The organism is Pseudomonas sp. GW822-FHT07A10 (genome assembly GCF_058798795.1).
The window spans coordinates 204500-225181 of sequence record NZ_JBXAKV010000003.1 but is presented as its reverse complement, the minus strand read 5'-3'; the positions used below and the strand labels follow the sequence as shown (position 1 = coordinate 225181).

The following is a 20682-nucleotide window of genomic DNA, read 5'->3' as shown; positions in this document are numbered from 1 at the left end:
CCAGAACTTATGGCCAGAATCGAGGCCGAATATTTCAGGTACGGTTGATTGCGGCACCTGTTTGATACAACTTTTAGGTTGGTCTTCTGGTCTTTACGGGCCTACTGTTCAATACAGGAGGTGACTTATGAACCCAGCATCAGATCGCATCGAAAGGAAGATCCTGCTCAAGGCGCCGCGCTCGCGGGTCTGGCGCATGCTGGCCAATGCCGAAATGTTCGGACAATGGTTCGGCGTGGCACTCGAAGGCAAGCGCTTTGTCGCCGGCGAGTGGACCCAGGGGCAGATTACGTATCCTGGTTATGAGCACTTGTTGTGGAATGTACTGGTGGAGCGGGTCGAGCCGGAGCGGGTGTTTTCGTTTCGCTGGCACCCGTATGCGGTGGAGCCGGAAGTCGATTACTCTCAGGAGCCCACCACGCTGGTGAAATTCGAACTCCAGGACATGGACGAAGGCACGCTGTTGACGGTCGTCGAGTCCGGTTTCGATCACATTCCTCAGTCGCGCAGGCTCAAGGCTTTCCGCATGGACAGCCGTGGCTGGGATGAGCAGATGAACAATATCGAACAGTTCCTGGCAGAAAACACCAAGGCCCACGAGCGTCAGGGAAGTTGATGGCTGCAAGCCGCGAAATTCGCGGCTTCGGCCCATGATGGTGGATACGTCTAAGGGTTTTCGGAAGGGCGGCTATGGCGAATGTCTTACACGTGGTAGTAGCTATATCGTCTATTGCTGATTGGATCCGAAGCGTAATCTAGCCCCATCAACTGAAGCACAGGAAGTGCTCAGGGTCACGGATGATCGACCATAAGCAAGGATTGCTGCCGACAGGGAGTCGATATGGTCTTGGGAAAACCCGCTTCGGCGGGTTTTTTTTCGTCTGCAGAGAACTGCGACCGATCTCCCGTACCTGTACCCGTACTAGTAGCAGCTGCCGAAGGCTGCGTTCGGCTGCGAAGCAGTCGTAGACCATACAACCCCGGTGTACCTGAAAGACCGCAGCGCCTGAGTTTGCGACTGCTTCGCAGCCGAACGCAGCCTTCGGCAGCTGCTACAGGGGCTGCTTTCAGGTGCTGAATGGTCAATGGCTTACACGCAGCCGCTGTTATGTCGTCTTTTGAAGCTTCGTCGATGTGTTTAATCTGGATCCATCAACTGAACACAGGACGTGTTCAGGATCACGGATGATCGACCATACGCCAGGATGGCTACCGACAGGATGTCGTAATGGTCTTGAGAAACCCGCTTAGGCGGGTTTTTTTATGGGTGTCCGAAAAGTCCGTCAGATGTCCACGACTTCACGCAGAGTCTCCAGGGCGCGCTTCAACACGTCGAGGCTGATCGATCCCATGGCCACCCGCAGTGCAGGAGGCACATGAGTGGTCGTGGCAAAGGGATCGGCGCTGGTCACCTGCACACCTTTACGTTCCAGCTCGGCAACCACCGTTTCGGCCCGCAAGCCTTCGGGCAATCTGAGCCAGAGGTAGTAGGAAGCGGGATGCGCCACCAGTTCGCAGCTTTTCAGGATCTGCCGAGCCAGGTCCTGTCGCTGCCGGGCGTCCAGGCGCTTTTGCTCTTCTAGGTTGTCGACTTCGCCGCTATCGATCCAGCGGCAGGCCAGCGCGACGGTCAGCGACGGGGTGCTCCATGTCGACACGCGGATGGCTTGCTCCAGCGCCGGCATCATCGCTTTCGGTGCAACGATGAAACCGATGCGCAGGCCCGAGGCAACGCTTTTCGACAGGCCGCTGATGTACAGCGTGCGCTGCGGGGCCAGGGTAAACAGCGGTTTGGGTGCCGGTTCTGCGAGGAAGGCATAGGCGCCGTCTTCGATGATCAGAAAGTCGTATCGTTCGGCCAATTGCACCAGGCGCTCACGGTCGGCGATGGACATCACCGTCCCCAGCGGATTGTGCATCGTCGGCATGCTGTAGAGCGCCCGCACGGGACGCCGCTTGCACAGTGCTTCCAGGGCGTCGAGGTCGGTGTGCCCGGCGATTTGCGGCAGGGCTTCGAGGTCCAGCCGATGGGCCTGGGCCAGGGTTTTCAGGCCGGGGTAGGTGAGGGCGTCGAGGGCCAGAATATCTCCCGGCTTGAGCAGTGCCATCAGCGTCACGGCAAGACCTTGCTGGGCGCCGTTGACGATCAGCACCTGATCGCCCCCCACCCGAATGTCCCGATTGCGTAAATGCCGGGCCGCCGTCTGCCGTTCATGCGGCCGCCCGCCCTGAGGCGCGGAATGCAATAGCGCATCGATATCCCCGGAGGCGGCGATCGCTCGCAAACCCTCGCGCAATAACTCGTCCTGACCGGGTACCGACGGGTAATTGAAGGTCAGGTCCACCATGCCGACGCCCAGTGGTTGCTGTTCCAATCCCAGACCGCGTGGCAAGGATGTGTCGCGCACAAAGGTGCCACGGCCGGTCTCGCCGACCACCAGGCCGATCGCCTCCAACTCGTGATAGACCCGCAATGCCGTGGCCAGGGCGATCCGTTCGCTCTGCATCAACGCGCGAATGGTCGGCAGTTGCGTGGCGGGTGGCAGTTCACCGCTGCGAATCTTCCCGGCGAACTGATCCACCAGGCGTTTGTAGCGAATACGGGTCATGGGCGAGCGCTCTTTGTATCTGGATCAATTTTTTGTTTGTATCAGATTGGCACTCTAATCTACAGGCTTTCCAGGACGGAGACTTCGCTGTGATTGACCCTGCGACCTTATCGATTTTCGTCGGCGCGGTGATGCTGTTGCTGCTGTCACCCGGACCGAACATGGCCTTCGTCATCAGCCATGGTGCCAGTTATGGCTGGCGCGGCGGTGTGGCGTCGGGATTGGGCATTGGCCTGGCCGATCTGATCCTGACCGCGCTGACCGCGATGGGGGTTACGGCACTGGTTGCCAGTTGGCCGCCGGCCTTCGACCTGATCCGTTATGCCGGCGTCCTGTACCTGCTGTGGCTGGCGTTCAAGGCGTTGCAAAAGCCATCGGCCAGCGGCACGTCGGATGTTGCGCAGGTGCCGCTCAAGACCCTGCTGATCCGGGCGATGCTCAACAGCCTGCTGAACCCCAAGGCCTTGCTGTTTTTCATGGTGTTCCTGCCGCAATTCGTTAACGCGCAACGAGGCTCGATTGCCGTACAGCTGGTGCTGCTGGGCATGGTGCTGACCCTGGTCAGTGGCGTGTTTCACACCCTGCTCGGGGTTTTCGGCAGCACGGTCAGCCGGCGTATTTCCAGCACGTCGACATTCGCCAAATGGCAGTCATTGGGGCTGGCCGCGGTATTGCTGTTGCTCGCCGTCCGGTTGGCCCTGATGACGCGTCCGGCCTGACTCATTCGCTGAAAAGGAACCTCTGCATGTACATCGCATCGTTTATCTACAAACCCGGGCAACGGGACGAGGAGTTCAACCGGTTGAGCACGTTGATCGACGAAGTCGCGATCAGCATCGAAGGGTTCGTCGGTACCCAGTCCTGGTGCTCGGCCGATGGCGAGCTAGTCAACGCCAGTTACTACTGGCAGGACGAAGCCTCTATCCGGGAATTCGCCAGCCATCCCAAGCACCTGGAGGCCAAGCGTCAGTACCGCAAGTGGTATGCGGGTTATCAAGTGGTGATCGCTAAAGTGGAGCGGGCTTATGGCGATGACTCGTTCGAGCTGTTTGTGCCGAATGGCCGGCGTGCGGCGAATGCTTGAGCGAGGTTTTCCGCGACGGATTCCCGGCGTGAGTGACTGGCTGCGGGGGGATAGCCCCCCGCGGCCATCTCTTTCACTGGAGGTCGAGTTTCGCCGCTGCACGTTCGGTGATTTCCGTACGTAATTTCAACGACCCGGCAGCGCGTTTACGGGCTTCCTCCAGCACGCTGGCTGGCGCTGTCTCGGGGCTGCCCGACGCAAACGGTGGTGCCGGGGCGTATTCCAGCTGCAATTGCACCAGTTGCGCGGTGTCCTTATCGAACAATTCAGCGGCCAGGGTCAGGGCAAAATCGATCCCTGCGGTGATCCCGCCACCGGTCAGCAGATTGCCGTCGCGCACCACCCGATCCTTCACCGGAATCGCCCCCAACAGCCCGAGCAACTCGTGATACGCCCAGTGAGTGGTGGCGCGCTTGCCCTTGAGCAGCCCCGCCGCGCCAAGCACCAGGGCACCGGTGCAGACCGAGGTGACATACCGCGCCGTGGCGGCCTGAGTCTTGATGAAGGCCAGGGTTTGTTCATCCTCCATCAATGGGCCGACGCCGCCACCTCCGGGAATGCAGATCACATCCAGCGGCGGGCAATCGTCGAAGGTGATGGTCGGTTTCAACACCAGCCCGGTACTTGCGGTGACGGGCACCAGGTCCTTCCAGATCAGGTGCACCTTCACGTCCGGCAGCGAGGCCAGCACGTCATAAGGGCCGGTCAGGTCCAGTTGTTGAACCTGTGGAAACAACAGTAAACCGATCTGCAACGTCATGGCGTTTTTCTCCTGATTGGGGTGGACGGCTTCACTGTAGGCTCGTAGGATTTGGCGAATACGCCAATAACCCCACGAATTACGCCAATCATGCCGAACCACCCGAAAACCATTCATGTGCTGGCCTTCGCCAACGTGCAAGTGCTCGATGTCACCGGGCCGTTGCAGGTGTTTGCCTCAGCCAACGACATTGCCCGCCAGCAAGGTCTGCCGCCGCCCTATGCGCCGTCAGTGATTGCCAGCGGTGGCGGGGCGGTGATGTCGTCGGCGGGGTTGGCACTGTTGGCGGAGCCGCTGCCGGATCGGGGCAGCGACACCTTGATCATTGCCGGTGGCTGGGGCGTTTACGCGGCAGCGCAGGACGCGTCGCTGGTGGGGTGGGTGCGTGAGCATGCGCGAGATTGCCGGCGGGTATCGTCGGTGTGTACCGGGGCGTTTTTGCTGGCGGCCAGCGGCTGGCTTGATGGTCGACGGGTGGTGACGCACTGGACCCGTTGCGAGCAATTGGCGCAGCAGCATCCCAAACTGCAGGTCGAACCCAACCCGATCTTCATCAACGACGGTCCGGTCTGGACCTCGGCCGGGGTTACCGCAGGCATTGACCTGGCGCTGGCCATGGTCGAACAAGACCTCGGCCGAACCATGGCCCTCGAAGTCGCCCGGCAACTGGTGGTGTTTCTCAAGCGTCCGGGGGGCCAGTCGCAGTTCAGCGTGATCCTGTCTTTGCAAAAAGAAGGCAACCGATTCGACGAGCTTCACGCCTGGATCAGCGAAAACCTCACCAAGGACCTCGGTATTCCGACCTTGGCCTTGCAGGCCGGGATGAGCGAGCGCAGCTTCGTCCGTCACTACCGCGCCGACACTGGCCAGACCCCGGCACGAGCCATCGAACTGATTCGGGTCGAGACCGCGCGACGACTGCTCAGCGACACCGGCGTACCGATCAAACGGGTCGCGGTGCAATGCGGGTTTGGCAGCGAAGAGACCCTGCGCCGCAGTTTTCTGCGGGCCATGGGTGTAACACCGCAGGCTTATCGCGAGCGGTTTTCCGTCAGCCCTTCAGCAGATCCAGTATTGCCCTGAGCGTCGCCTCGGGTGCTTCCTCGGGAATGTTATGCCCGACGCCCGCCAACACTCGGCGTTCGTAGGGGCCGGTAAAATGCTCGGCGTCTTCATCGACTTCAGGCGCGGGCCCCACACCGTCATCGGCACCGCACAGGGAAATTGTCGGCACGCTGATTGCCGGTTGTCGGGTCAGCGCTTCTTCCATCCACTCCAGCGCCGGGTCGCCAGGCGCATACGTGAACCGGTGCCGGTACGAGTGAATCACTACGTCGACGAAATCCGGATTATCGAAGGCTGGCGCGCTCAAGGGATATCGTTCGGCATTTTGCGCCCAGGTCGGTGACCACAGGCGCCAGAGCAGTTCGCACAGGGCCCGGCGGTTTTGGGTCAAGCCTTCCACGCCGCGCGGGGTGTGGAAGTAATACTGATACCAGAGACGATGTTCAGTCTGCGGATCCAGAGGCTGGGTGGAGCGGGGAATGTTCTGCAGGTTGTAACCGTCCCCGGTCACCAGGCAGCGCACCCGCTCCGGCCTTAGCGCCGCGACAATGCACGCCGCCCGACCGCCCCAGTCATAACCGCACAGCGCGGCCTGTTTGATGGCGAGGGCGTCCATCAGGTCCAGCAAATCCTGGGCGAGAGCGGCCTGCTGACCAGAGCGCAGGGTGGCGGGGGAGTTGAAACGGGTCGGGCCGTAGCCGCGCAGGTACGGGACGATCACGCGGTAGCCCTTTGCGGCGAGGGCTGGAGCGATGTCGTCATAGGCGCGGGGGGAGTAGGGGAAGCCGTGCAGAAGAATGATCGGGTCGCCGGTGCTGGGGCCGTGTGTTTCGCAGGCAATATCGAGGTTTGGCGTCAGGACATGTTGGGTCTGCATTCGATGCTCCATGGGCTGTCTATCAACGGCTGATTCAGATCGACCCGGGCCCGTTCCTCAGGTTTCCACGTCCATCTGATTGAAGTACTTCGACCGGTCCGGCGTATACGTCACGACCATTTTGGTCCTGGAACAGGTCAGCGCCCGTTCTGCGCTCAGATCAATATCCAGATCTTCCCCGCGTAATCCTTGCCATTGGGCGAGGTATTTCAGGGATCCGTATTTTTCAAGTTTCTTCAGGCTGCGGCTGACGCCACCTTTCCAACCCAGCACCGGGAGTTCGCCGGTGAGGCATTGGTGGGCGAGGTCGGGGAAGCGGGCGGCGCGCTGACGGCCGATTTCCCAGCATTTGATCAGGCCTTTGTCGGGGCCTTCCCACAGTTCAGTCCGATTCAGGCCTGATCGGAGTGGGACGTTGATGCTGCGATGGATGCGCTGGGTCATTCTGGTTCCTTGAATTCGGGTTTTGTTGGACAGCTCCGCTGTGCCCGTTGAGCGTGGATGGTAGGGATGGATGTAGGTGCTGGCAACAAGGTATTTCCGGATGTAGGAATCAGTTACCAGGTGTTGATTGGGCTGGTTTGTTTAGTGAATGTAGGCGATTGGCCTACACACTGTTGTGGCGAGGGGGCTTGCCCCCGTTCGGCTGCGCAGCAGTCGCTAAGCCAGTAAATACGGTGCTTCTGGAGGAATGTGGTTGAGCATTCGAGGGGCCGCTACGCGACCCAACGGGGGCAAGCCCCCTCGCCACGGGAGGTCATTCCTGCCAGGCAGAGTGTGTTTAAGTTCATCGCGGGTAGGTCTTGATCCTACAAAAAGTGTCGTAAAAGTGGATATTTCCGACGAGTTTTGGCGGTGGTCACAACGGCGATGCCGAAGCCAGCGCCCCCCACAGTTGAACGGTATACATCTGTAGGAGCGAGGCTTGCCCGCGAAGCAGTCACCTCATTCTCAAGGCTGCCAGACGTTTTTCTCCCCGCTCAGCTTCCTGTTCAGAAAGCTCGCCGCGCTGATCAGCGCCAGATGCGTCAATGCTTGCGGAGTGTTGCCCAAGTGTCGGGCGTGGCTGTCGAACTCTTCGGCGTACAACCCCAACGGGTTGGCATACTTCAGCAATTGCTCGAACTCCAGATGCGCCTTTTCCACCTGGCCGGCGCGGGCCAGGCATTCGACGTACCAGAACGAGCAGGCGGCGAAGGCGCCTTCGGTGCCGGGCAGGCCGTCGATCTGGCTGTCGTCGTTGCGGTAGCGGTAGACCATGCCCGCGCGCACCAGGTGTTTCTCGATGGCTTCGAGGGTCGCGATCCAGCGCGGATCCTTGGCGCTGACGAAGCGCACCAGCGGCATCAGCAGCATCGAGCCGTCGAGGCCGGTGCCGCCGATGTGCTGGACGAAATGCCCGCGTTCTTCGTTCCAGAAGTTGCTCCAGATGTCGGCGTAGATCGCTTGACGGGTTTGGTCCCAACGGGCGAACGGGGCGGGCAGCGAGCGTTTGGAGGCCAGCCGGATGGCCCGATCCAGCGCCACCCAGCACATCAGTCGCGAGTGCAGGAAATGATGCTGCTCGCCGCGCATTTCCCAGATGCCAACGTCCTTTTGCTGCCAGGTTTCGCAGACCTGATCGACCACTTCCACGGTGTGTTTCCAGCCCTCATGGGAGATCGCTTCACCGTACTTGTTGACCAGGTACACCGCGTCCATCAGCTCGCCGAAGATGTCGAGCTGGATTTGATCATAAGCCTGATTGCCGATGCGTACCGGCGTCGCGCCGCCATGGCCGGACAGGTGCGAAAGTTCGGTTTCCGGCAGTTCCTGGCGGCCATCGATAGCGTAGAGAATATTGAGTTTCATCGGTTTACCACGGCAATCACTGACCCTGCCACGCAGCCAGCGCATGTAGGCGTTGGCTTCCTCGACGAAGCCCAGGCGCATGAAGGCGTAGACGGTGAACGAGGCGTCGCGGATCCAGGTGTAGCGGTAGTCCCAGTTGCGTGTGCCGCCGGGTGTTTCCGGCAGACCGAAGGTGGCGGCGGCGAGGATGGCGCCGTGTTTGCGCGAGGTCAGCAGCTTCAGCGCCAGGGCCGAGCGATTGACCATTTCCCGCCAGCGCCCGCGGTAATTGGACTGGCCGATCCAGTCGCGCCAGAACTTCAAGGTGCGCTCCAGGCACAGATCGGCGGCGCCTTCCTTGAAGCGCGGATCGTCAACGCCGCCGAGCAAAAACTCGGCGCTCTGGCCCTGTTCGAGGGTGAATTCGGCAATCGCTGCGTTGCCCTCGACGCGCAAGGGCTGATCCGCACACAGCTGCATGGGCGGCTGACCGGTAGCCTCGAAATACACACTGCGGCCGCGCGCCCGCGCCTTGGTGTGAGCCCGCGCATAGTCATGACGCAGGTTGCACAACATCTGAATCGTCGCTTGACCGCTGACCACGCGCACCCGGCGCATCAACATCGGCCAATCATCCTCGCTGTCGCCGATGGGCAGCAGGTCGGTGACTTCGACCACCGCATGATCGCTGAGCCAGCGGGTTTGCAAGACGTTGGTGTCGGGCAGGTAAATCTGCTCGCGACGGGCGTCGGGCAGGTCCGGAGCCAATTGGAAGATGCCGGCTTCGGGGCTGTCCAGCAGCGAGCAGAAGATCGACGGGCTGTCGAATTCCGGCCAGCAGAAAAAGTCCACGCTGCCCTTGTCGTTGACCAGCGCCGCGCTGCGCATGTCGCCAATGATGCCGTGGGCGTCGATCGCGCTTTGTCGTTCGGAATGATCAGCCATTGCCGCAGAACTCCGGGAATCGAGGGCTTAACCAGCTGACTGGTTTAAGCCACGGAGAGTTCATTTGGCGACGAACCGGCGTTCACACTCAACCAACAATTCGGCGCTTTCCCGCAGACCAACGCTGTGGCAAGTTGCAGGCCCTTGTTGAGGCCCGATCCCATGGCAAACCCCTACCGCGAGCTGTTCCACGCCCCAGGCGCACGTGCCTTTGTGCTGGCCGGGATGATCGCGCGAATGCCGATTTCCATGACCGGCATCGGCCTGATCACCATGCTCTCGCAGCTCCAGGGTGGTTACGGCCTGGCGGGCTCCATCGCGGCGACTTTTGCCCTGGCCACGGCGTTTTGTGCGCCGCAGGTTTCGCGGCTGGTGGACCGTTTTGGGCAAGGCCGGATCTTGCCGGTGTCGGCGCTGGTCGGCGGCGGGGCGCTGTTGATGCTGTTGCTCTGCACCCGCTTGCAGGCGCCGCACTGGACGTTGTTTGCGTTTGCCGCGCTGGCCGGTTGCATGCCGAGCATGTCGGCGATGGTGCGGGCGCGCTGGACCGAGTTGTATCGCGGTCGCCCTGAGTTGCAAACCGCCTATGCGCTGGAGTCGGTGCTGGATGAGGTGTGTTTTATCGTCGGGCCGCCGCTGTCGGTGGGGTTATGCGTGGTGGCGTTCCCCGAGGCGGGGCCGTTGGCGGCGTTGCTGATGCTGGCGATCGGGGTCACGGCGCTTGTGTTGCAGCGCGGCACCGAGCCGCCGGTGCATCCCCATGAAGAACACCATCAGGGTTCGATCATCCGCTCGAGCGAGATCCAGTTGTTGATGCTGTTGATGGTTGCCATGGGCACCATTGTCGGTGTGGTGGATATGGTCAGCGTTGCCTTCGCCGCGCAGCAGGGGCAACCGGCGGCCGCGAGCATTGTGCTGTCGGTGTATGCCATCGGTTCATGCCTGGCCGGGTTGGCGTTCGGTGCGCTGCGCTCAAAACTGCCGCTGCCGTTACTGTTTCTCCATGGCGGGGTGGCGACGGCGGTGACCACGTTGCCGTTGCTGCTGGCGGCGAATATTGTCGGCTTGTCGCTGGCGGTGTTCGTCGCCGGGCTGTTCTTTGCGCCGACCCTGATTGTGGCGATGGCGCTGGTGGAACGCATCGTGCCGCCGGCCAAGCTCACTGAAGGCCTGACCTGGCTGGTCACCGGTTTGAGCATCGGTGTGGCCCTCGGCGCGGCCAGTTCCGGCTGGCTGGTGGATGCGTTCGGGGCGCGCAGCGGGTTCTGGGTGTCGATTGCCGCTGGCGCCGTGGTGTTGGGATCGGCGGTGCAGAGTTTCCGTCATTTGAAATAGCCCGCTGCTCCCAGTAAGGGATTACCAGCCTCTTCCCGAATTCACCCAGAAATTCACCGACAACGATGTCGAGACCGATTCCACCTGATGGAACCAGCCTTCGGGCAGAAACAGCAGGTCGCCGGCCTCCAGGGTTACTCGCAGAAACGTCACGTCTTGCGCGCCGGGGAAGCGCTGGTAATCCGGCGCATCCGGGTTGAAATCACAACCGTCGAGCCCGCCCCGTGGGGCTGTCGACCAGGTGCCTAGGGCTTCGCGGTGATGGGGGGCGGCGAGGGTGAAGGTTTTCTGGCCCCAGACCTGAGCAAACAGGTTGTCGGTATCGTCGCGATGCAGCGGTGTCAGCGTGCCCTTGGGGCCGATCCAGATGCGGGGCGGGATGAACAGCGCTTGATCGAAGTAGGGCGGGTATTTGATCTGCTCCATCAACTGCGCAGGCAGGATGTTATTGCCCATGTACGCCGGAGGTTCGCCATCGGCGCTTTTCACTGCCGGGGTATCCAGCGATGCGATGAACTCGGCCATGGAGGTGGAGCGGAAATCCCGTTCCGTGGAGAAGGTTTTCTTCACGTAATCGCCGTGACGGGTAATGCCTTGCAGTTCGGCGAAATGCACCAGTGATTCTTCGCGGCTGAGCTTGAACAGGGGCCAGTCTTGCAGGGCATCGCTGATCACCAGCGGAATGCCGTGGGGCAGGTAGCGAGTCTCGAACTCCAGCACCGACAGCTCGCTGCGTGGCCGGCGCTCCACCGAGCGTTGGGTCGGCAGGCTGACGGAGACCTTTTCGCTGAAACGCGGCGGGGTCGGGTAGCGCTTGTTCATGTCGACCTTTTCCACCACGCCGCCACCATGGCGGGCGTGATCGATGATCTGCGGCAGCATCGTCGCCAGGCCCATGTTGCCGCCGATTTTCAAGCGGCCGCTGGCGAACAGCTCCTCGACGTTGGCCATGCCGCCCATGATTCCGAGAAAGTCCTGTTCCGCGACTTCGATGGTCACGTCGGGGCTGGCATGACGGCCGGCTTCGGTGCGGCTGCTGGCCTTGACCTCGGACCAGTACGCCTGATGCGGGCCGAACACGAATTGAAAAACCCCTTCGATGCCGACGGCACCGGCATTGGCGAACAGTTTACCCAGGATGGTCTGCAGGTCCACGGCGACGCCTCTTGTTGGTTTTGGTCTGAGCTGGTTTTGGTTTGAACTGATTCTGGTTTGAAGAGAAACGAGCACCTGCAGCGGAGATTTAACCGACGCTGACTAATTTGCGCTGCTGGCGGGTCGTCTTCCCATACAGACGATTTTTTGAGGTAAACGTGGTGACCAAGCTGACCCTGCTGTGCCTGCCGTATTCTGGCGCCAGTGCCATGGTCTACAGCCGCTGGCGGCGCAAGTTGCCGCAGTGGCTGCTGTTGCAACCGGTGGAGCTGCCGGGGCGGGGCGCACGGTTCGGCGAACCGCTGCACACCGACATGCGCGCGCTGGCGATGCAATTGGCCAGGGAGTTGCGTTCGACGCTCAAGGCGCCTTACGCCCTGTTTGGCCATAGCCTGGGCGCCTTGCTCGCGTGTGAGCTGGCCCACGCCTTTCGTGCGTTGGGTTGCCCGGAGCCGGTGGCGCTGTTTGCCTCGGGAACGGCGGCGCCAACGATGCGCGCCGACTACGATCGGGGCTTTGCCGAGCCCAAAACCGATGCGCAGTTGATCGAGCAGCTACGCACGCTCAATGGCACCAGCGAAGAGGTGCTGGCCAATGAAGAGCTGATGAGCCTGACGCTGCCGATTCTGCGTGCGGATTTTCTATTGTGCGGGCGTTTTCAGCCGGTGCGGCGGCCATTGCTCAAGTGCCCGGTGCATGTGCTGGGTGGCAAGGCCGACAAGGCCACCACTGAGCAGTTGATCGGCTGGAGCAGGGAAACCCTCGGCAGCTTTTCGGTGGACATGCTGGCCGGTGGGCACTTCTTCATTCATGAGCACGAAGCCAAGGTGCTGCGGGTGATCAAGGATCAGCTGGAGGTTCATCATCGGCGGCATGCCTTGGCGGCTGTCGGTTAACACGATGCTTCAGTTTGGTGATCTCTGTGGCGAGGGAGCTTGCTCCCGCTCGGCTGCGCAGCAGTCGTAAAACAGCGAATGCGGTATTTCTGACACAGCGACGTCGCAGGTTTTAGGGTCGCTTCGCAACCCAACGGGAGCAAGCTCCCTCGCCACAGGTCTGTGTTCGGCCCTCATTTCTTCGCCGCCCCGCCGATTCCAGTCGCTTCGACCTCCCTTCCTGATACTTGTTCTCAAACGCTAATTTTTCCGGTCTGCATTCGTTTCATAGGGACGACGTGCCTTTGTGCTTCCTGCCTACTGATCCGGATGCTAAGAAATGAATGCTGAAGACTCCTTGAAACTTGCTCGCCGGTTTATCGGGTTGCCCCTGGAAAAGCGCCAGATGTTCCTTGCGGCCTTGCACAAGGAGGGCGTGGACTTCGCCCGTTTTCCGATTCCGCAAGGGGTCGAGGCCGAGGACCGGCAAGCGCTGTCCTATGCCCAGCAGCGCATGTGGTTCCTCTGGCAACTGGACCCGCACAGCGGCGCCTACAACTTGCCGGGCGCAGTGCGCCTGACTGGGCAACTGAACCTGCCGGCCCTGGAGCAAGCGTTCGCCAGCCTGGTGGCGCGTCATGAAACCCTGCGCACGGTGTTCCAGCGTCAGGCCGACGAGTCCCTGCAACAAGCACCTGCCAGTGCGCCGCTGGTGATCGAGCAGGTCGATTTCAGCGTGTTGCCGGCCCTTGAGCGCGAGCAGGCCGTGGCCGAGGCCGCCCAGCAGCAATCGTTGCTGCCGTTCGATTTGGCCGTCGGGCCGCTGCTGCGGGTCAAGCTGCTCAAGCTTGCCGAGCAGGAGCACGTGCTGCTGCTGACCCTGCACCACATCGTTTCTGATGGCTGGTCGATGAACGTGTTGATCGACGAGTTCATCCGCTGCTACGACGCCCATGATGCCGGCGTGCAACCCCAGCTCGCGCCGTTGCCGATTCAATACAGCGACTATGCCTTGTGGCAACGCCGCTGGCTGGAAGCCGGGGAGCAGGCGCGGCAGCTGGAATACTGGCAAGCCCAATTGGGCTTCGAGCATCCGGTGCTGGAGCTGCCTACCGATCACCCGCGCCCGGCGATGCCCAGCTATCGCGGCACGCGTTATGAGTTCGGCGTCGACGGCCCACTGGCCGAGCAACTGCGAGCCACCGCGCAGAAGCACAACATCACCTTGTTCATGCTGTTGCTCGGCGCATTCAACGCGTTGCTGCACCGTTACACCGGGCAGACCGACATTCGCGTCGGCGTGCCGATCGCCAACCGCAATCGCGGTGAAATCGAAGGCCTGATCGGTTTCTTCGTCAACCCCCAAGTGCTGCGCACCCGGCTCGATGGCCAGACCCGCGTGGCGGATTTGCTCAGTGACATCAAGGAAATCGCCCTCGGCGCCCAGGCCCATCAGGACTTGCCATTCGAGCGGCTGGTGGAAGCGCTAAAGCTGGAGCGCAGCCTCAGCCACACGCCGTTGTTCCAGGTGATGTACAACCATCAACCGCAGGTGGCGGACATTTCCACGGTGACCACCGCCTCGGGCCTGGAGCTGGGCGTGATCGAATGGGAAGGGCGCACCACCCAATTCGACCTGACCCTGGACACCTATGAAAAGGCCGGCACACTGCACGCCGCGCTGACCTATGCCAATGACCTGTTCGATGCGCCGACCATCGAGCGCATGGCGCGGCACTGGACCCATTTGCTGCACGGTATGGTCAACGACAGCCAGCAGCGCATCAGCGATTTGCCGTTGCTTGAAGCCGAGGAATACCAGCGCATCGTCCATGACTGGAACCGCGCTGACGAAGGTTTCGCCGATGATCTGTGCGTCCATCAATTGATCGACCGCCAGGTCGCCGCCCAACCGGATGCGCTGGCGGCGACCTTCGCGGCCAAACAACTGACTTACGCCGAGCTCGACGCCCAGGCCAACCGTCTGGCCCACAAGCTGATCGAGTTGGGTGTGGGTCCGGAAGTGTGGGTCGGCGTGGCGATGCAGCGTTCCGACAGCCTGTTGGTAGCGCTGCTCGCGGTACTCAAGGCCGGCGGCGCCTATGTGCCGCTGGACCCGGATTACCCGGCCGACCGCGTGGCCTACATGCTCGAAGACAGCCGTGCGCTGGTGCTGCTGACCGAGCAGGCTGTTGCGGCAACATTGAGCGTCACGGCGGGCACCCAAGTGCTGTTGATGGACAACGCCGAGTCGTGGCTGGCCACTTACCCAAGCAGCGCTCCGGTCACTCGCGTCACGCCGGATAACCTCGCTTATGTGATCTACACCTCCGGCTCCACCGGCAAGCCCAAAGGCGTGGCCATCGCCCATCGCAACGTGCTGGCGCTGATCGACTGGTCGCAATCGGTGTACAGCCGCGACGACATTCAAGGTGTGCTGGCCTCGACCTCGGTGTGTTTCGACCTGTCGGTATGGGAGCTGTTTGTCACCCTGGCCAACGGCGGTTCGGTGATCATCGCCCGCAACGCCCTGGAGCTGCCGCAACTGCCGGCCCGCGATCAAGTGCGTCTGATCAACACCGTGCCTTCGGCGATCAATGCGTTGCAGCGCGACGGGCAGATCCCGCCGAGCGTGCGCATCATCAATCTGGCCGGTGAGCTGCTGAAGCAGTCGCTGGTCGACGCGCTTTATAGGCAGCCGACCGTTGAGCATGTCTACGACCTCTACGGCCCGTCGGAAGACACCACCTATTCCACCTGGACCCGTCGCCAGTCCGGCGGCAGCGCCAACATCGGCCGACCGCTCAAACACACCGCCAGCTATTTGCTCGATGCCGATCTGCAACCGGTGCCACAGGGCGTATCGGCCGAGTTGTACCTGGCCGGCGCGGGCATCACCCGGGGTTACTTGGCGCGACCGGGCATGACTGCCGAGAAGTACGTGCCGAACCCGTTTGCCAGCAACGGCGAGCGTCTGTATCGCACCGGTGATTTGACCCGCTATCAGGTCGACGGCGCGCTGCAATACGTCGGTCGCATCGACCATCAGGTCAAGGTTCGTGGCTTCCGGATCGAACTGGGTGAAATCGAAGCGCGGCTGTTGCAGCAGGACGCGGTACGCGAACTGGCGGTGCTGGCCCAGGACGGCGCCAGTGGTCAGCAACTGGTCGCCTACATCGTGCCGACCGATGCCGTGGTGTTGGCGGACAATGCCGATGCTCAAGCGAACCTGCGCGAAACCCTGAAAGCCGCGCTGCGCCAACACTTGCCGGACTACATGGTCCCGGCGCATCTGCTGTTCCTCGAGCAATTGCCGTTGACCCCCAACGGCAAGCTCGACCGCAAGGCCTTGCCTGCGGTCGACGGCTCCCAGCAACAACGTGAACACGTGGCGCCACGCACGGCGCTGGAAAAGTCGCTGGCAACGATCTGGCAAGACATTCTGGCCATCGACAACGTCGGCCTGGAAGACAACTTCTTCGAGCTGGGCGGCGACTCCATTGTGTCGATGCAAGTGGTCAGCCGTGCGCGTCAGGCGGGTATCGTGCTGAGCCCCAAAGACTTGTTCCAGCACCAGACTATCCGCAGCTTGGCGCAAGTGGCCCGCAGCGGCGAACAGAAGCTGATCGATCAAGGTCCGGCTGTTGGCGCGGTGGCCCTGACGCCGGTGCAGCACTGGTTCTTCGAGCAAGCCATCCCTGAGCGTCATCACTGGAACCAGTCGCTGCTGCTGGTGCCGCGCGAAGCGCTGGATGCCGGGGCGCTGGATCAAGCGTTGGCGCAGTTGCTCCAGCATCACGATGGGTTGCGTCTGCGTTATCAACAGACCGATGCCGGTTGGCTGCAGGCTTATGACGCAGCGACTGTTGAGTCGGTGCTGTGGCAACGCTCGGCGCAATCGCTCGAAGAGCTGAATGCGTTGTGCGACGAAGCTCAGCGCAGTCTTGATCTGAGCAGCGGCCCGTTGCTGCGAGCGTTGTCGGTGCAGATGGCCGATGGCACTCAGCGGCTGCTGCTGGTGATTCACCACTTGGTGGTGGACGGTGTGTCGTGGCGGGTGTTGCTGGAGGATCTGCAACAGTTCTATCGTCAGGCACGCGACGGCTCGACGCTGACAACGGCGGCGAAAACCAGTTCGTACCAGCGCTGGGTGGCGCGTCTGCAAAGCCACCTGCCAACGTTCCAGCACAGTGTCGATTATTGGCAGGCGCAATTGTGCGATGCGCAAAACGACTTGCCGTGCGACCGCCCTGACGGCGCACTGCAAAACCGTTTCGAGCAGAAAGTCGAACTGACCTTCGATGCCGAACAAACCCGCAAACTGCTGCAACAGGCGCCGGCGGCTTATCGCACTCAGGTCAATGATTTGCTGCTGACCGCGCTGGCGCGGGCCGTGTGCCGCTGGACGGGGCAGGGCAGCACGTTGATCCAGCTCGAAGGGCATGGCCGCGAGGATCTGTTCGACGACATCGATTTGACCCGCACTGTCGGCTGGTTCACCAGTCTGTTCCCGGTCAACCTGAGCCCGGTCGGCGACCTCGGCGCGTCGATCAAAATGGTCAAGGAGCAACTGCGCGCGGTGCCAGACAAAGGTCTGGGCTACGGCGTGCTGCGCTACCTGGCCGATCCGCAGATTGGCGCCGCACTGGCGGCCTTGCCGCAACCGCGCATCACCTTCAACTACCTGGGGCAGTTCGACCGTCAGTTCGACGAAGCGGCGTTGTTTGTGCCGTCCAGCGAAGGCAGCGTCGCCGCGCAGGATCCGTCGGCACCGTTGGCCAACTGGCTGACGGTCGAAGGCCAGGTGTACGGCGGCGAGCTGTCGATGAGCTGGGGCTTCAGCCGCGAGATGTTCGATACCGCGACCATCCAGCAGCTGGTTGATCAATACGCTGTCGAACTCAACCGGTTGATAGAGCATTGCTGCATCCTTGATGCGCCACAGGCCACGCCGTCGGACTTCCCGCTGGCGCGCATCACCCAGGCGCAACTCGATGCACTGCCGGTGGCCGTCGGCCAACTCGACGACCTCTATCCGCTGTCGCCGATGCAGCAGGGGCTGTTGTTCCATACCCTGTACGAGCAGGCGGCGGGTGAATACATCAATCAGCTGCGGGTGGATGTGCAAGGCCTCGAGCCGGAGCGTTTCCGCGCCGCTTGGCAGGCCACGGTCGATGCACAGGACATCTTGCGCACAGGTTTTGTCTGGCAAGGCGAACTGGAACAACCGGTGCAGATCGTCCACAAGCAGGTGCAGTTGCCGTTCACAGTGCTCGACTGGCGTGAGCGTGACGATCAGCTTCAGGCCCTGAATGAACTGGCCAATGCCGAGCGCCAACAAGGATTCGACCTGAGCCAGGCGCCGTTGCTGCGACTGGTGCTGGTGCACACCGCAGCCGATCGCTGGCAGCTGATTTACACCCATCACCACATCCTGATGGACGGCTGGAGCAACTCGCAGCTGCTCGGCGAAGTCTTGCAGCGTTACAGCGGTCGCCCGCCGGCGTCCTCCGGTGGGCGCTATCGCGATTACATCGCTTGGTTGCAGCGTCAGGATGGGCAACTGAGCCAGGACTTCTGGCGCGAGCCATTGGCCTCCTTGCAAGAGCCGACCCGACTGGCGCGGGTGGCGTCCGGCAACGAAACCCAGAGCGGGCATGGCGACCACTTCCAGACCCTGGACGTCAGTCGCACCCAACACCTTGAAACTTTTGCCCGGCAACAGAAAGTCACCCTCAACACCCTGGTGCAAGCCGCGTGGCTGCTGTTGTTGCAACGCTACACCGGTCACCCAACCGTGGCGTTCGGCGCCACGGTGGCCGGGCGACCGGCAGACTTGTCCGGCATCGAGCAAGCGGTCGGCTTGTTCATCAATACCTTGCCGGTGATCGGCGCGCCGCGTCCGGACCAAAGTGTCGGCCACTGGTTGCAAGCGGTACAGGCGCAAAACCTCAGCCTGCGCGAGTTCGAGCACACGCCGTTGGCGGACATTCAACGCTGGGCTGGGCAGGGCGGCGAAGCGCTGTTCGACAACATTCTGGTGTTCGAGAACTACCCGATTGCCCAAGCGCTGCAACAGGGCGCGGAGCAAGGCGTGGTGTTTGGTGATGTCGCCAACCTTGAGCAAACCCATTATCCGTTGAGCGTCGCCGTGACATTGGGCCAGACCCTTGCGCTGCATTACAGCTTCGACCGGGCGCATTTCGCAACGCCGGCGATCGAACGCATCAGTGCGCACCTGCTGCAACTGCTGGAGCAGTTCGCCGAGTCGGCCGAACGCAATCTTGGTGAAATTGCCCTGGCCAGCGCCGCCGAACGGGCGCAGCAACAGGCCGATAACCAGTCGCAGCCGTACCCGGTGAATGTCGCCGTGCACCAGCGCATCGCCGAACTCGCCGCCCAGCGCCCGGAGCGCACGGCGGTGATTTTCGCCGGCCAGCGGTTCAGCTATGGCGACATCGACCAACGCGCTAATCAGTTGGCCCACGCCCTGATCGCGCGGGGTGTCGGTCCGGAAAGCCGGGTCGGCGTGGCCTTGCCGCGCAGCGAAGGGGTGATCGTCGCGCTGCTGGCGGTGCTCAAGGCCGGCGGTGCCTACGTGCCGCTGGACACCAGCTACCCGCGCGAGCGTCTGGCTTATCTGATCGAGGATTCGGGGCTGGCGTTGTTGCTCACCGATTCGTCGGTTTCTGCGCAATTGCCGGTGGATGATGCGGTCCCGGTGCTGGAGCTCGACCGTCTCGATCTGCACAGCCAATCCCTTACCGCACCCAAGGTGCCGCTCGATCCGCAGAACCTCGCTTACGTCATTTACACCTCCGGCTCCACCGGTAACCCCAAAGGCGTGAGCGTCGCCCATGGCCCGCTGGCGATGCATTGCCAGGCCATCGGCGAACGCTATGAAATGCGTGACAGCGACTGCGAATTCCACTTCATGTCCTTCGCCTTCGACGGCGCCCATGAGCGTTGGCTGACCAGCCTGACCCACGGCGCCTCGCTGCTGATTCGCGACGACAGCCTGTGGACGCCGGAACAGACCTACAACGCCATGCGCGAGCACGGCGTGACGGTGGTGGCGTTCCCGCCGGTCTACCTGCAACAACTGGCCGAACACGCCGAACGTGAAGGCCACCCGCCGAAGGTGCGGATCTACTGTTTCGGCGGCGATGCCGTGCCCAACGCCAGTTTCGAACGGGTCAAGCGTGCGCTCGATCCGGACTACATCATCAACGGCTATGGCCCGACCGAAACCGTGGTCACGCCGTTGATCTGGAAGGCCGGGCGCGACGTGCAGTGCGGCGCGGCCTACGCGCCGATCGGCAGTCGCATCGGTGACCGCAGCGCTTACGTGCTGGACGCCGACCTGAACCTGCTGCCCCAAGGCATGGCCGGTGAGTTGTACCTGGGCGGCACCGGCCTGGCCCGGGGTTATCTGAACCGTCCGGGCCTGACGGCTGAGCGGTTTGTTGCCGATCCGTTCAGCGCGGTCGCTGGCTTGCTGTACCGCACCGGCGACCTGGTGCGGCAGCGTGCCGATGGCACGTTCGATTACCTGGATCGCATCGACAATCAGGTGAAGATTCGCGGTTTCCGCATTGAACTGGGGGAAATCGAAGCGCGCCTGCAAGCCCTCGATGGGGTACGCGAAGCCGTGGTGGTTGCCCAGGAAGGCACTGCCGGCAGCGGCAAGCGCCTGGTGGCTTATGTGGTCGCCGATGCGCTTAATGCCGAACGGGCTGATTTCGCCGACAGCCTGCGCGAGCAACTCAAAGTCGCGCTGCCGGCGCACATGGTCCCGGCGTATTTGCTGCTGCTTGAGCATCTGCCGCTGACCCCGAACGGCAAACTCGACCGCAAGAACCTGCCCAAGCCGGATGTCAGCCAATTGCAGCAAGCCTATGTGGCGCCGCAAAGCGTACTGGAGCAGCAACTGGCGACGATCTGGCAGGACGTGCTGAAACTCGATCAGGTCGGTTTGAGCGACAACTTTTTCGAACTGGGTGGCGATTCGATCATCTCGATTCAAGTGGTCAGCCGCGCCCGTCAGGCCGGCATCCGCTTCACGCCAAAAGACCTGTTCCAGCACCAGACCATCCAGGCACTGGCCACGGTGGCGCGGTTGGGTGAGCAGGCTCAGGTCATCGATC

13 protein-coding genes (1 of these 13 running past the window's edge) are annotated in these 20682 nt (G+C 62.0%); 7 read left to right on the top strand and 6 right to left on the bottom strand.

Features of this window, described 5'->3' with window-relative positions:
* Positions 1–127 precede the first annotated feature (127 nt).
* Positions 128–616, top strand: coding sequence for an SRPBCC family protein (locus tag AC1RL4_RS07355; RefSeq protein ID WP_019579922.1), 489 nt, complete (start codon positions 128–130; stop codon positions 614–616).
* Between the two features lie 667 nt (positions 617–1283).
* On the opposite strand, the gene AC1RL4_RS07350 is transcribed toward AC1RL4_RS07355, so the two are convergent.
* On the bottom strand, positions 1284–2609 hold the full coding sequence (locus AC1RL4_RS07350) for an aminotransferase-like domain-containing protein (RefSeq protein WP_230174127.1): 1326 nt from the start codon (positions 2607–2609) through the stop codon (positions 1284–1286).
* Positions 2610–2698: 89 nt separating this feature from the next.
* Here AC1RL4_RS07350 and AC1RL4_RS07345 point away from each other — a divergent pair, with 89 nt between their 5' ends.
* Positions 2699–3328 (top strand): LysE family translocator, encoded by a 630-nt coding sequence (locus AC1RL4_RS07345; RefSeq protein ID WP_019579924.1) that lies wholly within the window; start codon positions 2699–2701, stop codon positions 3326–3328.
* Between the two features lie 26 nt (positions 3329–3354).
* The gene (locus AC1RL4_RS07340) at positions 3355–3693 is read left to right on the top strand and encodes an antibiotic biosynthesis monooxygenase family protein (protein WP_019579925.1); all 339 of its coding nucleotides are present in this window, start codon (positions 3355–3357) and stop codon (positions 3691–3693) included.
* 73 nt (positions 3694–3766) lie between these two features.
* Here the strand turns inward: AC1RL4_RS07340 and inhA are convergent, their stop codons facing one another.
* The gene (gene inhA, locus AC1RL4_RS07335; RefSeq protein ID WP_028941167.1) at positions 3767–4453 is read right to left on the bottom strand and encodes an isonitrile hydratase; all 687 of its coding nucleotides are present in this window, start codon (positions 4451–4453) and stop codon (positions 3767–3769) included.
* Between the two features lie 90 nt (positions 4454–4543).
* Between inhA and AC1RL4_RS07330 the strand changes: the two genes are divergently transcribed.
* Positions 4544–5536, top strand: coding sequence for a GlxA family transcriptional regulator (locus AC1RL4_RS07330; RefSeq protein ID WP_019579927.1), 993 nt, complete (start codon positions 4544–4546; stop codon positions 5534–5536).
* On the opposite strand, the gene AC1RL4_RS07325 is transcribed toward AC1RL4_RS07330, so the two are convergent.
* From AC1RL4_RS07325 to AC1RL4_RS07315, 3 genes are all read right to left on the bottom strand, one after another.
* Positions 5505–6395, bottom strand: a complete 891-nt coding sequence (locus AC1RL4_RS07325) for an alpha/beta fold hydrolase (RefSeq protein ID WP_019579928.1) — start codon at positions 6393–6395, stop codon at positions 5505–5507. The two genes, AC1RL4_RS07330 and AC1RL4_RS07325, sit on opposite strands and share 32 nt — an antisense overlap.
* Positions 6396–6452: 57 nt before the next feature.
* Positions 6453–6839: a hypothetical protein gene (locus AC1RL4_RS07320; RefSeq protein WP_028941169.1), complete on the bottom strand. Its 387-nt coding sequence runs from the start codon at positions 6837–6839 to the stop codon at positions 6453–6455.
* Positions 6840–7346: 507 nt separating this feature from the next.
* Complete coding sequence (locus tag AC1RL4_RS07315; protein WP_230174123.1) at positions 7347–9170, bottom strand: glycoside hydrolase family 15 protein; 1824 nt, start codon at positions 9168–9170, stop codon at positions 7347–7349.
* A gap of 162 nt (positions 9171–9332) precedes the next feature.
* On the opposite strand from AC1RL4_RS07315, the gene AC1RL4_RS07310 reads away from it, so the two are divergent.
* Positions 9333–10505, top strand: a complete 1173-nt coding sequence (locus AC1RL4_RS07310) for an MFS transporter (protein WP_230174121.1) — start codon at positions 9333–9335, stop codon at positions 10503–10505.
* 21 nt (positions 10506–10526) lie between these two features.
* Here the strand turns inward: AC1RL4_RS07310 and AC1RL4_RS07305 are convergent, their stop codons facing one another.
* Positions 10527–11660 carry a cupin-like domain-containing protein gene (locus AC1RL4_RS07305; RefSeq protein ID WP_230174119.1) on the bottom strand — a complete coding sequence of 378 codons (1134 nt, stop codon included), beginning with the start codon at positions 11658–11660 and terminating at the stop codon, positions 10527–10529.
* Positions 11661–11818: 158 nt separating this feature from the next.
* Between AC1RL4_RS07305 and AC1RL4_RS07300 the strand changes: the two genes are divergently transcribed.
* Together AC1RL4_RS07300 and AC1RL4_RS07295 are read left to right on the top strand one after the other, a co-directional pair.
* Positions 11819–12556 (top strand): thioesterase II family protein, encoded by a 738-nt coding sequence (locus AC1RL4_RS07300; protein ID WP_230174117.1) that lies wholly within the window; start codon positions 11819–11821, stop codon positions 12554–12556.
* 319 nt (positions 12557–12875) lie between these two features.
* Positions 12876–20682, top strand: the 5' portion of a protein-coding gene (locus AC1RL4_RS07295) for a non-ribosomal peptide synthetase (protein WP_230174115.1). 4562 nt of this gene lie beyond the right edge of the window; only the first 7807 of its 12369 coding nucleotides appear in the window; it begins with the start codon at positions 12876–12878; its stop codon lies beyond the right edge, outside the window.

What these genes read in the sequence shown, in the direction of transcription:
- AC1RL4_RS07355 (WP_019579922.1), top strand. Translation starts at nt 128, where the DNA reads ATGAACCCAGCATCAGATCGCATCGAAAGGAAGATCCTGCTCAAGGCG.
- AC1RL4_RS07350 (WP_230174127.1), bottom strand. Translation starts at nt 2,609, where the DNA reads ATGACCCGTATTCGCTACAAACGCCTGGTGGATCAGTTCGCCGGGAAG.
- AC1RL4_RS07340 (WP_019579925.1), top strand. Translation starts at nt 3,355, where the DNA reads ATGTACATCGCATCGTTTATCTACAAACCCGGGCAACGGGACGAGGAG.
- inhA (WP_028941167.1), bottom strand. Translation starts at nt 4,453, where the DNA reads ATGACGTTGCAGATCGGTTTACTGTTGTTTCCACAGGTTCAACAACTG.
- AC1RL4_RS07330 (WP_019579927.1), top strand. Translation starts at nt 4,544, where the DNA reads ATGCCGAACCACCCGAAAACCATTCATGTGCTGGCCTTCGCCAACGTG.
- AC1RL4_RS07325 (WP_019579928.1), bottom strand. Translation starts at nt 6,395, where the DNA reads ATGCAGACCCAACATGTCCTGACGCCAAACCTCGATATTGCCTGCGAA.
- AC1RL4_RS07320 (WP_028941169.1), bottom strand. Translation starts at nt 6,839, where the DNA reads ATGACCCAGCGCATCCATCGCAGCATCAACGTCCCACTCCGATCAGGC.
- AC1RL4_RS07315 (WP_230174123.1), bottom strand. Translation starts at nt 9,170, where the DNA reads ATGGCTGATCATTCCGAACGACAAAGCGCGATCGACGCCCACGGCATC.
- AC1RL4_RS07310 (WP_230174121.1), top strand. Translation starts at nt 9,333, where the DNA reads ATGGCAAACCCCTACCGCGAGCTGTTCCACGCCCCAGGCGCACGTGCC.